The sequence below is a fragment of the Pedobacter sp. B4-66 genome, assembly GCF_018492665.1.
Taxonomy (GTDB): Bacteria; Bacteroidota; Bacteroidia; order Sphingobacteriales; family Sphingobacteriaceae; genus Pedobacter.
On sequence record NZ_JAFVME010000006.1, the window covers coordinates 283,822 to 297,592 of the forward strand.

General features: G+C 38.9%; 12 protein-coding genes. 4 read left to right on the forward strand and 8 right to left on the reverse strand.

The features are described from left to right. Positions 1 to 6: 6 nt before the first annotated feature. Complete coding sequence (gene purU, locus J1905_RS12925) at positions 7 to 834, reverse strand: formyltetrahydrofolate deformylase (protein ID WP_214227692.1); 828 nt, start codon at positions 832 to 834, stop codon at positions 7 to 9. Positions 835 to 914: 80 nt separating this feature from the next. After that, entirely contained in the window at positions 915 to 2,240 is a 1,326-nt protein-coding gene (locus J1905_RS12930) for a hypothetical protein (RefSeq protein WP_214227694.1), read from the reverse strand. 141 nt (positions 2,241 to 2,381) lie between these two features. Between J1905_RS12930 and J1905_RS12935 the strand changes: the two genes are divergently transcribed. After that, complete coding sequence (locus J1905_RS12935) at positions 2,382 to 3,023, forward strand: DUF47 domain-containing protein (RefSeq protein WP_214227695.1); 642 nt, start codon at positions 2,382 to 2,384, stop codon at positions 3,021 to 3,023. 54 nt (positions 3,024 to 3,077) lie between these two features. Here J1905_RS12935 and J1905_RS12940 read toward each other — a convergent pair whose 3' ends face one another. Together J1905_RS12940 and J1905_RS12945 are read right to left on the reverse strand one after the other, a co-directional pair. Continuing rightward, entirely contained in the window at positions 3,078 to 4,250 is a 1,173-nt protein-coding gene (locus J1905_RS12940; RefSeq protein ID WP_214227696.1) for an aldose epimerase family protein, read from the reverse strand. An 86-nt stretch (positions 4,251 to 4,336) separates the two neighbouring features. Next, positions 4,337 to 5,230, reverse strand: a complete 894-nt coding sequence (locus J1905_RS12945) for an alpha/beta hydrolase family protein (protein ID WP_214227697.1) — start codon at positions 5,228 to 5,230, stop codon at positions 4,337 to 4,339. A gap of 326 nt (positions 5,231 to 5,556) precedes the next feature. On the opposite strand from J1905_RS12945, the gene J1905_RS12950 reads away from it, so the two are divergent. Continuing rightward, positions 5,557 to 7,095: a hypothetical protein gene (locus tag J1905_RS12950; protein WP_214227698.1), complete on the forward strand. Its 1,539-nt coding sequence runs from the start codon at positions 5,557 to 5,559 to the stop codon at positions 7,093 to 7,095. Here J1905_RS12950 and J1905_RS12955 read toward each other — a convergent pair. Further along, positions 7,090 to 7,674 (reverse strand): hypothetical protein, encoded by a 585-nt coding sequence (locus tag J1905_RS12955; RefSeq protein ID WP_214227699.1) that lies wholly within the window; start codon positions 7,672 to 7,674, stop codon positions 7,090 to 7,092. The genes J1905_RS12950 and J1905_RS12955 overlap by 6 nt on opposite strands. Before the next feature lie 25 nt (positions 7,675 to 7,699). Then, the gene (locus J1905_RS12960; RefSeq protein ID WP_214227700.1) at positions 7,700 to 8,080 is read right to left on the reverse strand and encodes a hypothetical protein; all 381 of its coding nucleotides are present in this window, start codon (positions 8,078 to 8,080) and stop codon (positions 7,700 to 7,702) included. A gap of 578 nt (positions 8,081 to 8,658) precedes the next feature. Between J1905_RS12960 and J1905_RS12965 the strand changes: the two genes are divergently transcribed. Both J1905_RS12965 and J1905_RS23810 read left to right on the forward strand, forming a co-directional pair. Beyond that, positions 8,659 to 9,450 carry a class I SAM-dependent methyltransferase gene (locus J1905_RS12965; RefSeq protein WP_250318091.1) on the forward strand — a complete coding sequence of 264 codons (792 nt, stop codon included), beginning with the start codon at positions 8,659 to 8,661 and terminating at the stop codon, positions 9,448 to 9,450. A 27-nt stretch (positions 9,451 to 9,477) separates the two neighbouring features. Then, positions 9,478 to 10,107 carry an AAA family ATPase gene (locus J1905_RS23810; RefSeq protein WP_350027980.1) on the forward strand — a complete coding sequence of 210 codons (630 nt, stop codon included), beginning with the start codon at positions 9,478 to 9,480 and terminating at the stop codon, positions 10,105 to 10,107. 101 nt (positions 10,108 to 10,208) lie between these two features. Here J1905_RS23810 and J1905_RS12975 read toward each other — a convergent pair whose 3' ends face one another. Both J1905_RS12975 and J1905_RS12980 read right to left on the reverse strand, forming a co-directional pair. Then, positions 10,209 to 11,036 carry a hypothetical protein gene (locus J1905_RS12975; protein ID WP_214227701.1) on the reverse strand — a complete coding sequence of 276 codons (828 nt, stop codon included), beginning with the start codon at positions 11,034 to 11,036 and terminating at the stop codon, positions 10,209 to 10,211. A gap of 239 nt (positions 11,037 to 11,275) precedes the next feature. Continuing rightward, a complete protein-coding gene (locus J1905_RS12980) occupies positions 11,276 to 13,651 on the reverse strand; it encodes an ABC transporter permease (RefSeq protein WP_214227702.1) in 2,376 nt (791 codons plus the stop codon). Positions 13,652 to 13,771: the final 120 nt, after the last annotated feature.

A 13,771-nucleotide genomic window follows, 5' to 3' on the forward strand; every position in this document is an offset into this window, starting at 1 on the left:
AAGCTCCTAATTGTCGAACACCACGGTTTTGTTCTTATAAACAAATACCCTATCGCTCAATACAAGCCTCATTGCTTTTGCCAAAACAGCGGTTTCAATCTCCTTACCAGATTTTACCATATCAGCGGCAGTAAACGAATGGTTTACCGGAATAATCTGCTGGGCAATTATCGGTCCTTCATCCAAGTCATTGGTAACAAAGTGTGCTGTAGCACCAATCAGCTTCACCCCTCTTTCAAAAGCTTGCCTATACGGATTTGCGCCCGCAAATGCAGGTAAAAACGAATGATGAATATTAATGATCCTATCGGCAAAACTAGCGACAAAGCGAGGCGAAAGAATCCGCATAAACTTAGCCAGAATCACATAATCAGGACTATAACTATTGATCTTGTCAATCATTTCCAGCTCCGGATCACCACTAACATCAGTATATGAAATTAAAGAGAAAGGAATATCAAAACGATCACAAATCTTTTGCAGGATATCATGATTACCTATAACACCAACAACGGTAGCGCCCAAAGTACCAAAGTTATTGCGCACTAAAATGTCGGCAAGACAATGATACTCTTTGGTAACCAATACCACTATCCTCTTTTCAGAAACAGGATTAACATGAATAAGAGCGCCCTCAGGTAAAATCCGACGCATACTTTCAGTAAGTACAACTTCATCAGAATAACCATCTACATCCAGGCGCATAAAAAACATACTCTCGGCCTTATCTACGTGTTCCCTCATGGAAACGATATTGAGTTTTGCTTCAGATAATATCTGCGAAATATCGGCAACCAGCCCAATCTGATCCTTACACTGTATTATTATTATCATCGATTGTTAAAATAGGAAAGCAAGATAATAATATTTATCACAAGCAAAACATGCAGAACAGCCAAAACAAGCAAAACACTTTAAAACATCTTCCTAAATGCAATCAACGGACAGGCCACAGTAGTAAGATACAGCGGATTTTGTCTATAATCTAATTTATCAAAACACTCATAAGGTGCCGAAAATAAACCCTGTTTCCTGTAATCATTCTCTTTCAAATCAGAAATAAACTCATTAGCTAGATTCAATGCCGATTGCTTATCAACTTGGCTAATCGCATAACAAACCCAACCAGTGGGCGTACCCCAATAGGCCCCATTCTGATAAACATATATTTGAGCCATAGATATTTCCCAGGCAGTGCGCTCATTAAAGTCATCAGTTGTTAGGATATGGCGGATATTACCTTTATAACTTAAAGTCCCTGCTTTATAAGCAGCAGTCAAAAAAACACAGGCCTTTTCCAAATCCTTCCCTTCCAGCACCCCAAAATAAACAGCCAAAGCAGTTGCCCACACATCAGGTTGATTGCTTTTGCAGGTTGAGGCAAGTAACATCCCCCTACTATCCATAAAAATACCGGGCAGGCTTTTCTTTATTGCAGTGGCAACTTCCGTATACTGCCCAGCATCCTTAGCCCCTAGTAGTTGTAGTAGCTCTGCCAGTTCATTTGCAGCACGATACTTCAAAATAGAAGCAAAACTCAGCTTACCGGTAATCTTAATTGCATCCCTAAAGCCAAAATCAACTCCTCTAATGGCCTCAGTTGCATATACCATACGACTATCTTTATCCTCAGGAGGCACACTAAGCGCAGCTTTTAACCTGTCAATCAGCCGAGTTCCGTTTATCTCTTTTTGCAATATTTTCTTATCGCCCGTGCTTTTAACATAGTAATAAGCCATATGAACAAAAAAGAACTGATCACAATAAGGCGGAAGCGTTCCCCATTCAGCTGTACCCTGATCTTCATAGTTGTAAGTACCAGGAAAATAAATAGGCTTGCTATTATCAATCCTGATATGGTCGGCAATAGCACCAAAAGGCACAAGACTACCTCCTTTCGTAATCCACGACTGGTCGCATTGTGTTGATGCAGTCAACAGTAACATATGCACTTGTTCCTTTTTGGAGATGAGCCCAGTTTCAAGTGACATGGCGTAATCCCTAATCCAAAAAGATGGATAAGCATCTCTGCCACCGGGTCTAATCAACATTCCACCGGTATTATTTGTACCAAACTCTTTCGAGATAAACTGTTCCGGATAAATACGCGACGCCTCAAGAACATCCTTGGTCATGCCTTCCAGGAAAGAAAGATGCTCTTGAGGAATAAGCGATTTCTTTTGCGAATACACAGCAGAAGCAACCAGTTGACAAATTATCAATACTTTAATAAATCTCATTATTGCGTTAATCTATTTCTACTAAAATAGGTAACAATCCATTATAAACTGCATTTTTCAAAAGTAAAACACTGTTAAATAGGCACTAAACTTTATAGTGGCTTAACATTGCAATGATATTTTTGTTAAAAGCAAAATGCCATGAACTCAGTATTCAATTTTTTTAGCCCTAAAGACAAAACATTTCAACCCTTGTTTGAGCAGGCAAGCACCAATCTTGTACTAATCGCCGAAACGCTGTTAGTTGCCGTAAACACTCCCGATCAGGAAAAAAGAAAGCAACATATTAAGGAAGTTGAACGGCTGGAACAAGTAGGTGATGATATTACACATACCATATTTCTGGGTCTGAGCAAAACATTCATCACCCCTTTTGATCGTGAAGACATACATGCACTGGTAAGTGCTTTAGATGATATTGCCGATTATATCTATGCTTCGGCCATGAACATGGATTTGTTCAACATTAAGATCATCTCAAAGCCTATGAAAGAACTGGCTGCTTTACTTGTAGATATGTGCAAGGACTTGAACACTGCAATTTTAGAGCTTAGAAACTTTAAAAACACTAGGTTAATTGCAGAGATCTGCCTTAAAATAAACAAAGGTGAAAGTACTGCAGATCTTATATGTAACACTGCGTTAGCTTCACTATTTGATGATGAATTTGATGCGATTGAGTTGATTAAACAGAAAGAGGTATTGCAAACTATGGAGATCGCTTCGGATAAATGTGATGATGTAGCGAATGTATTGGAGAGTATACTGATTAAGAACGCTTAGTATTAATAAGCTCGTCATCTTGAATGAATTAAAGATGACGAGCCTTACCTACCCTTACTTATTAAACTTGTAAATAGAATTAGTCTTATAAACTTGTCCCGGGTTCAAAACCGTGCTAGGAAATGCCGGCTGATTTGGAGAATCAGGGAAATGCTGAGTTTCCAAAGCGATTGCCGTTCTAAAATCATCCTTTGCACCACCTTTAAACACATTTTTACTTTGCATAAAGTTACCGCTATAAAACTGTAGTCCTGGCTCCTGAGTATAAATATCCATTACAATACCCGATTTATCACCTTTTACAGTAGCCGCATGAGTCATACCTAAAGCTTTAGTACCATTCAACACAAAGTTATGATCGTAACCTTTACCCGCTTTTAGCTGATCATTTGCCTCTTCAATACGTTTACCAATAGTAGTTGCAGTAGTAAAATCAAATGGAGTACCTTTTACAGTTACATTTTTACCCAAAGGGATCAAGGTAGTATCAACAGGAGTATAAAGATCTGCAAACACCTGAAGATCATGATTTAAAATATCACCACTACCCTCACCATTCAAGTTAAAGAAAGCATGATTAGTTAAGTTAACCACAGTTTTTTTATCAGTAGTAGCCTCATAATCCATTTTCAACTCATTCTCATCATTCAGACTGTAAGTTACCTTTACTTTCAAATTTCCAGGATAGCCCTCTTCCATATCTTTCGACAAATAAGTAAGTTCCAGTGTTTGCGAATTAGGCATTGCTGCATCCCAAACTACTGCCTGAAACCCTTTTTTACCACCATGCAACGTATTCTGACCATTGTTGGTAGCCAAAGTATACGGTTTACCATCAAGGCTAAATTTACCTTTTGCAATCCTGTTACCATAACGACCAATTGTAGCACCAAAATAAGGTTCCGTAGAATTCACAAAACCATCAACGCTATCAAAACCAACTACTACATCTACCAGCTTGCCATTTTTATCCGGCACTAGTAAGCTCACCAATCTGCCACCGTAATTGGTAAAAGCAGCCTGCATGTTGTTTTTGTTTTTTAGCACATATAGATTGGTCTTTTTACCATCAATTTCTTTCTGAAATTTAGTACTATCCAACTGAACAGTAGTAGTGGTAACACTATCAGTCACAGTTGCCGATAAATTAACTTTTTTTGGTTCATTACATGCCGTAATTGCAAGTAAAAGCATTGCAGCTAAGCCTGGTTTTAATGTTTGCTTCATTTAATATTTGGTTTAATTAGATTGTGTTATATTAGTTTTATAAGCCTAAATTAATGTATTATTTCAAAAGCGTCCCCATAACCACCTTATTTTTCAATTAAATCTACCCAAATAATAGTTTTAATCCATCTAATAGCAGTGTTAAAAGGTTCTTGTGATTTCGAGAAGGCTGTATTATGTCCCAATTCTGGAAACAACTTGTACTCGTAAGCCTTACCTTGTGCTCTAAGCGCATTGAGATTTTCTATTGATAAAACTACTGGAATTTGTAAGTCTTTACCACCAAAAAGCCACAGTCCACGAACAGAGAGTGCGATGAGCGCATCACACGGATCGGTGTCGACAAATTGATACCGATCAGGGTCGTTACGTGTATGCTCACGTGCCTCAGCCTCAGTATGCGTTTCCCAAAAGTTGGAATTTCCCTCCGTATAAAACTGAAATCGCAGCTGCTCTAGAGTTGTAACAATTGGTCCACTAAACAATACCATAAAGTTCACATTACGATTATTTTTAGCAGCCAAAGGAATTATCCAGCCGGCCTGACTAAACCCCATTAAGCCCAACGGCCCATGCTTGGCCGGCAGATGAGCTAACAGGGCATTAACCGCAGCGCTTGCATCTAAGCCTAATAAGTTGAGATTTAAAGAATCAATATTGTTTGTTCCAACTTCCGGGCCAGCATAAACCCCACCCGATTTTCCCACTCCACGTTTGTCATAGGTTAATACCGCTATGCCGTTTCTCGCCAAAAGTGAAGCCACACCCGCCATCCTTTTTTCCTGACCAGAGCCATGCACCAAGACTAGCGCTGCATAGGTGACCTTAGGTTTAAAGATTGTGCCTGCTAGAGTAACTCCCACACTCTTGAAGCTAACATCTTCCATTGTGAAGTCAGATCGATAAGTAGAATCAGGTGCAGTTTGTGCAAACGAGCTAACACTAAGGCACCAGAAAAGAAGAAGCAAATAGGGTTTCATTATTGTTAATTTAGGGTCTTATTCTTTGATTATTTAATAAATTAAACAATAGTACCCTAGCCAAAGCTTTGATTTAGATAAATGTGACGGAGTGGGCGAAAAATGTGACGAAAGACGTTCATTGAACGCAAAATTTTATACTATCTTAGTTAACCGAATATAAGCATGAAACCAAACTGTACTAACTCATCCTGTCCATTATGATAATAAACGGGCAAACTAGGATCATATTTTTTCGCATTACAATCATGGTGGCTATATTGTTTAGCCTAAATGTAGTGGACTCAAAATCCCAGGTCCAGCCATCCGCGAAAATTAATAAAATATTGAAGAATATATACGATCGTCCCACGCCGGAAAAATTTGCACTAGATGCTTACAAATTTGATGGTTATGGTAAAAAGATTAGTGTATTTGGTACAAACCATGGACTCAGGAATCCTGCGGATACGATGTTTACTCAGATAGAACTGGAATTCGACAGAATTTCACCACAAGTTGTTTTCGTGGAGGCTATAACATCTTATTTGCACCCAACAAGTGAAGAAAACATTTCGATGGGGGCTGATAGTGGCTTTCTCCGCTATCTGGCATATAAAAATGGAGTTGAAGCTTATGTATGGGACTTGGATTTGGGAGAAATGTATAATCTCTTACGCAGGGAATTTTCCAGAGAAGATCTTTATCTATTTTTCCATTGTCTGAAGCTGCGTAATTTGGTGTCATCGCTTAATTCTGCCCTAGATATTTTAATAAGTAGTAAATCAAGGGAGTTGTCGGTCATGGGAATACCTTTATCTCAGGAGGAATGGAATCCAGAACACTTCAAATCAATCTTTAAAAGGCGCTTTAATTTGGGGTATAGTACGAATCTTAGCCAGCAAGACTGGGCGCCAGTGGATAATTACTTCGAAAATGGTGCACTTGCCAAACTTAAGTCAAAACTTTTCCAGCTTAGAGATCAACGTTTGCTAAAGACCATTGGGGATTTTGCTAAAAACAATGATAGAATTTTCATACAAACAGGAGCTCAGCATAAGGAGGTGATGAAACAAGTTCTTCCACTGTACATGGAATCCTTCAATGAGTTTAAACCGAAAAAACAAATTACACAAATTGAATCCCTTGAAGAGGATTCTTTGGAGCACCCCTACTATCGCAAGATAAAGGTTGGAAATAAAGAACTATTACTATGGTCATCTTCAACCCCAGAGATCTCTCAGAATGATCAATTATCTAGAGACTTATTAGCTTTCAAGCCATCCATTATCCTTATTGAAGACTTTCCTGAACATTATGCTAAAAAACAGGAAAATATAAAATTAGCAGGCGAACCCGGCCTGATTAGATATCTAGGGGCTAAGAATGATCTGCCTGTATACAACTGGGCTACGCAGACAAGTAATAGCCTTTACTCGCTGTTGCCGAAATATAAACGAGAAGATGTCTGCTCGGCGGTAACATTTCATTATGTGTTAAAATATGAACAGATGTTCAAGAATTTTACAAACTATAATGATTTCTGGAATGTAATGAGTGCCAGGCTTCTATGCTCAAATACAATGTTTACTTATTATGAAGCATCCATAGGCCGTTTTAGTGAAAACGCTACAGGCTATGGAATAATTTCAGCAACAAAATCTCATCAAGTCGACATGGATTTTGAGAAGTTGAGGACAGCATTAAAAAGCCCGAACTTAATATCTATAAACAACGATCTTGAGCTCCTCAAGGCTAATGAACTGTTAAATAGCGTTACTAGAAGTCTGGAAGACAACGATCGTATTTTCGTACATGCACCCTATAAGTACATAAAATCACTGGAGAATTCAATTCCTTCTATTGTGAATTACCTTAAATTATAATTTCTCAGGAAAACCATCATTCAAGTAATAAAACAATCCAACAATCGCTTTATATTCCCTGAACTCCTGACTGTCGCGCTCTTCAATCAAACTGGTACTCTGAAAACGATAGCCCCTGATCTGGTCATTCGATTTAACCAAAATGACATAAGGGATTATAGTATGCGGCCTACGGGTTTGAGACTGGTCTGGCAAGATGAAAACATTGTGTTTTACTAACCCAAAAAATACGGAATCCAGCTTCTTGTGCTTTATCTCACTAATGTTGACAGGGAATACGGCATCAACCGGGTCATTGATGGCCCTATATTTTCGAGAATAATAGGTAGCAGTCAATTGGTTGTCTTTATAAATGAGACTTGTCATTGATCTCAAATTCGAATGCTTTCCACTGGCGTATAGCCTGATCTCAATATCGGCTTTTGAATGATTGAGATCAGGGACAGAAAGAGAGCTATCCAATCCCTTAAAAGAAATCAAATTTAAATTATCAGGCAAAGCCCATTTGGTGGTGGTTGGCTGGGCATAGGTTGTGAGATAATACATCCCCATCAAAAAACTTAAAAATAATCTCTTCATATATATTATTCACTTATTGGTGCAATTAACTCCGATTTTCTGGGAGTTTTAAAAACCTTAAGTTGTAAATTCTTGTCAAGCTATTGTTCACCACCAACGGGTCCATAAAAAAACACCCATGTACTAAAGTCGTCAGAAAAATTTTCAAATCTATGATGCTCACCGGCAGGAACAAACAAAAAGTCTCCTGGTTGAAATTTCCACTTTTTTCTCCATTAATAAAAGTCCCTGTTCCAGAAGCAACAACATAGATCTCGTCTCTATCATGAGGCTTTTGCATATCCACCTTTTCTGGCTTATAAAATTCCACCAAAAGTGTCCCATGTTTAAACACTTCCGTAAAAAGACCTCCTTTTGTTTTCAACAACTCAGTTGCATCTAGAATTGAAGATTCTCGTTTAGCCATTCCTGTTTAAGATTTAAGACAATTCTTTTCACCTAATATATGGCATTTCAAACAATTACAGTATTTTAAACCCTTAGTACAGGGCAAACGCATTAAAATAGTTGCTTAAACTAATAACTTCTTAATGCATTTAGGCTAAGCTGACTATCATTTGGAGAATATATAAAGGTTCAAAAAACGACAAATGCGACTTAAAACGACATAAAATCGAAATTGCGACACGGTCCATTTTTATTTTAACCACATTTCATCTATGAAAAAAGCAACAAAAACAATAGCAACTCTGTGCTGGCTGGTATGTGGCTTTGACCCAGCTAGTATTAGAAAACACCTGATATACGGGTATTGAAGGTCACTTAAAGGACTGTTATAGGACTATTAGTCCTATAACAGTCCTTTAAGTGACAATTGTCCGTCGACCTTTTGACTTAAACTGATTAGGGCAGCTGCAAGCAAGCTCGAAGAAATGGTGATAATACTAGCTGAAATTTTAATGTGTTTGCCCTGCATGGATAGTAGATGATTATGAATGTCTGCTCAAAAATCCCTATTTTGCTTTCTAAACGCAGATCAACATCATGATGACCAGTAAACATATTGAACGGGACGAACAAACAGGCACAAAGATATTTGACAATAGAACGTTAAAGGCCGACTACCGCAATCTCGAATCGATCATAAAAAAAGGAATGACAGTTTTGGATGTAGGATGTGGGACAGGTGCGATTTCCAAAGACATAGCGCAATTAATTGGTCAAACGGGGAAAGTAACCGGAATAGACAATACCTCCAAATTTATCGAAAGTGGCAAGTTAACCTATCACAACATAACAAACCTTGAATTAATCCATATTGACCTGTTTGACTTTCAGCCTATTGAAAAATTTGACCTGATTGTTGCTGCAAGAGTACTTCAATGGTTGTCTAATCCTAAACAGGCGTTATTAAAAATGAAGTCACTTTTAAAACCAGGAGGTCAAATTTCCATCCTGGATTATAATCACAACAACTTAAAATGGGTTCCAGAACCACCTGAAAGCATGCGTATTTTTTATAATGCTTTTTTGAAATGGAGATCAGATGCTGGAATGAACAATGGCATAGCAGATGACCTAACCACATTGTTAGAGGAAATAGGTTTGAATTCAATTGATAAAATCAATTCAGACGAGCATTATGAAAGAGGTCATCAAAACTTTATTTCTAAGGTTGGGATTTGGTCTCAGGTTGCGGCATCAAGGCAAATGGTCGATGATGGTTATTTAGATAATGAAATAAGGCTACAAGCGATTGAAGAATACAATGTATGGGTAGAAAATAGTGCTGTTTCCATGACAATGAAGTTAAATGAAGTAAGAGGAATTCTTTGATGTTTTTAAAAAACCTTTCACCCAAAAGTGACCTATTTAATTGGCGAAAATGGGATGGGTAAGTCAACCTTGTTAGAAGCAATAGCAGTTAATTTAGGATTTAATGCAGAAGGTGGTAGTAGAAATTTTAACTTCGACACACAGGCTACACACTCTAACTTACATAACTATTTAAAAATCTCTAAGGGTGTACAGAGGATGCGAGATGGTTTCTTTTTAAGGAGCGAGAGCCTTTATAACCTGGCATCTGAGATAGATTCGAGAGATTCAGAACCAGGGCTAGGGGGACGCATCATCAATTCTTATGGGGGCAAGTCTTTACATGAGCAATCTCATGGAGAGTCGTTCTGGGCACTATTCATGAATCGGTTTGGAGGCTCAGGGCTTTATATTTTAGATGAACCGGAGTCTGCATTGTCTATCACTCGCCAGATGGCGATGCTAGCGCAAATGGACAAATTAGTTAACAAACGTTCTCAATTCATTATCACCACACATTCACCGATTATATTAGCCTATCCCGACGCTATAATTTATCAGATGACACCCGAAGGAATTAATAAAGTGAAATATAAAGAGACCGATACTTATCAATTATACAAGGGATTTCTAGATAATCCTGAGCAAATGACATCGATCTTATTGGATGATCAGTAAATTTTAACTTCATCCTTAATTTATTTATATATTCTTGTATTGACAATTTCCTGCACACCTCTGTGTTCTCATGGGTATCCTGTAGGGCTTTTTTTACCTTGTCATGGAGTCTTTTTTACTTCGGTAAAGTAATCTTCTCCACTTTTATAAACCCTGAAAGTAAATGCAGAATTTTTAAGAATATAACTACTCTTATCAGAAGATTCTGTAACACTACAGTCAGGATATACTTTCAGAAGGTCATCTTTAATTAGAGTAACATTAATGAAAGATTCAATTCGATTTGTTCCATTATAAACATAAATAGCTTGTATTTTTTTGTCATTATCGAATAATGCGAAAACCTCGCCGTAAAGACCGTCAATTAGAGACAAACTAGGTTGTTTTTTATGGTATGAGGTTGACGCACTACCCTTAACTTCTGATATGCTCTTGATTGGAGTTACCATCTTTCCAAGCACATGAAGTGTATCCAGATAGGTATAACTGATTTTATCCCACCAAGTACCAATCTTTTTATCCTTTATAGCATAAACATTGAAGCTACCCTTTTGCAGAAAACCGTCCTCATATTGCAAGGTGTAGGCGAAGGAATTGATTCCTTCCTTAAGTGAGGTTGTATGGAAAAGATACGTATAGAACGTGCTAAGGCTTTCGGAAGTCAGTTCCAAGTTGGCTATTTTATCAATTTGATTATTTGCAGAGAATAATTCAATCCCAGTTACTTTGGCTTGTTTGGCCTCCCGATTGGCAGCGAACTTGATTTCGATAATCACGCTTGCCTTTTCCTCAACGGCGTAAACGGTTATCTGCTGTCTCAATTCTGTAGTTGCCCGATTATATTGATAAACCGAATCTGGCTTAGAATGCTTTTTGGAGCAAGAAGACAAAACGATAAAAAAAGAGAGAAGGTAAAGTAGATTTTTCATTTCAGTTAGGCTCTTTAGTTAGAATATGATATCCTTAGATTACGTCGCTTGTTCATTGATTTTTTGCCTTAAAAAAGCGTGTTAGCGTTTTTGATCCAATAAAGAATAAAGAGATCTAAAAGCCTTTTCCTCATCACTTCAGTAGTTACATACTATATTCGTTCATTACATACATATTTTGTTTCGACTAATATATAAGTTTGACGCAAACGAACAAGCTAGAAAAATAGATATCTCTCTTATTGCTCATACTTAAGCGCCTCCGCAGGATTGGCCTTAGCAGCCTTGTACGCCTGAAAACTGACCGTCAGAAAAGCAATCACAGCAGTGCCCACTATTGATATCAGTACAATGGATAAAGGTATGCTTGTCCGGAATTCAAAATTAGTGAGCCATTTGTTCATCAGGTAATAAGCCAATGGTACGCCAATGCAAGCCGCAAAAAATACCATTTTCAAGAATGAAACCGACAGCAATCTCATAATATTGCTCACTGAGGCGCCCAGTACACGACGCACACCAAATTCCTTCGTGCGCTGTTCCGCACTGTAAGCCACCAAACCATAAAGCCCCATACAGGAAATAAATATAGCGATGCCGCCAAACAGGTTGGCCAGTATGCCCAGGATCTTTTCAGACTGCATTTTTTGGGCGTACAGATTGTTTACAAACTTGATTTCGACCGGATAAGCCGGATTGAGCCTTTTTGCAACGGCTGAGATCAATTCCACATTCCGGCTCAAACTGTTGGCCGGGTTCAGGCGCATGTTGATCCTATAACCATTATACTTATTAAAATTGATAACCATCGGTTTCTCAGCCTCATATGGCGAATCCCAAATGATATCTTTAAATACCCCAATCACATGCAAATCATTACCATTCAATTTCACCCTTGTGCCCACCGGGTTTTGAAGGTTCATCACCTTCACCGCAGAGCTGCTCAGCAGAACCCCTGCTGTATCAGAGGCAAAGTCTTTAGAAAAATCACGCCCTGCAACCAGCTCCACACCGCTGGTCTTCACAAAATCATAATTGGTTTCCAAACGGTTAAAACGAATATCCTCGGCTCCTGGAGGCCTGTTGGGCCATTCGAAACCCGTAAACCAGTTACTCACGCCCGAGAGACTGCCAGCCGCCTGGTTAACGGCGGTGACGGCACCTGTTTTCAGAACTTCCGATTTGAATACCTCAAATTTGCCGGAGAGCTCGCCCTCCTGCGGCATTTCTGCCAGTAGATTTGCGCTGTAGCCAATAGGCCTGTTCTTAATGAAATCGATCTGTTTGTAGATCACTAGGGTAGCTATGATTAGCATAATGGCGAAGCAAAACTGCCCCACAACCAATACCTGTCTCAAATTCAAAGGGATTGCCTTTTCCCTTGCGGCCTTTCTTTTTAAAGTTTGAACAGGGTTGAAAGCAGAGAGGAACAGCGCAGGGTATAAGCCTGATAGTAACCCGGTTAGTACTACCATACCAGAAATAACCAGCCAATACCAGACATTACCATAGTCTATTACAAGCTCTATACCCAGCAAATTATTAAACATGGGCAAAGTCAGCTCTACAACGGTTATAGCCAGCAATACACTTCCAAAGGTCAGTACCATCGCTTCGGTAAGGAACTGCATTACCAGTGAAGCCCTTGTGGCTCCAATGGTTTTCTTTATGCCCACTTCCTTTGCCCTGCGCTCGGATTTGGCAGTAGCCATATTCATAAAATTGATGCAGGCGATCAATAAGATGCCAAAGGCCAAACCGATAAACAGATAAATTTTTTCTATGTCACCACCAACACTTTTTCCATTAACGAATTTACTGTAGAGGTGTATTTTAGCTAATGGAAATATGAAATTCTCCCCTTTGGTATCGGGACTTTGCTCGTTAAACAGACCTTTGATCTTGCTGTTGATCAAATCCACTTTTTGGGGGTCGCTTACCTTTACCACCACCGGCCAGCTGAAGCTGCCCCAATTCCAATTTCTAGCATTTTCATTGATCAATTCTAAAAAAGACCAGGGCAATACATAATCGAACTTAAGGGCAGTATTACTCGGAACGTCTTTGATCACCCCAGTGATTGTCAGATCCCTTTCGTTTTCATATTTGATGCTTTTGTTCAGCACATTGACACCACCAAACAACAGCTTTGCAGTCCGTTCTGTTACCACAACAGAATTGGGTACATCAAGCGCTGTAGCGGGATTACCGGCTATAAATTCGAAATTGAAGATCTTCAATAGCTCAGGATCTCCAAATAATACCACCTTTTTGAAGCTTGTTCTGCCATTGGCAATAAGCGTTTCCCCGCCTCCGGCCAGGCGTGCTACCGCATCAACCTCCGGCACACGATTTTTGATAGCGCTGTGGATGCCATTCCCTGGAGCACTATAGGTACTGGTAACCTTTCCTGATGCGTCCTGGAAATTGATCATTACCTGATAAACCTTGTCGGCATCTTTAAATCCCTTATTGTAATTCCATTCGTAGTTCACGTACAAGAGCAGTAAAAGGCAGGATGCCAGACCAATTGCCAAACCAACAATATTAATCACTGAAGAAGTCGTGTTTCTCCAGAGGTTTCGCAAAGCGATTTTTAAATTGAGTCTGAACATGGCGGCAAAGGTTTATTGGTTAAAGATAAGATTGAACTGCAATTCACCAAGTTAGTGCCAAGATCAGCAAATGCTTTAAATCACTGTTGCACCCTGCTTTCTTTCCAAATCTACGGCGGA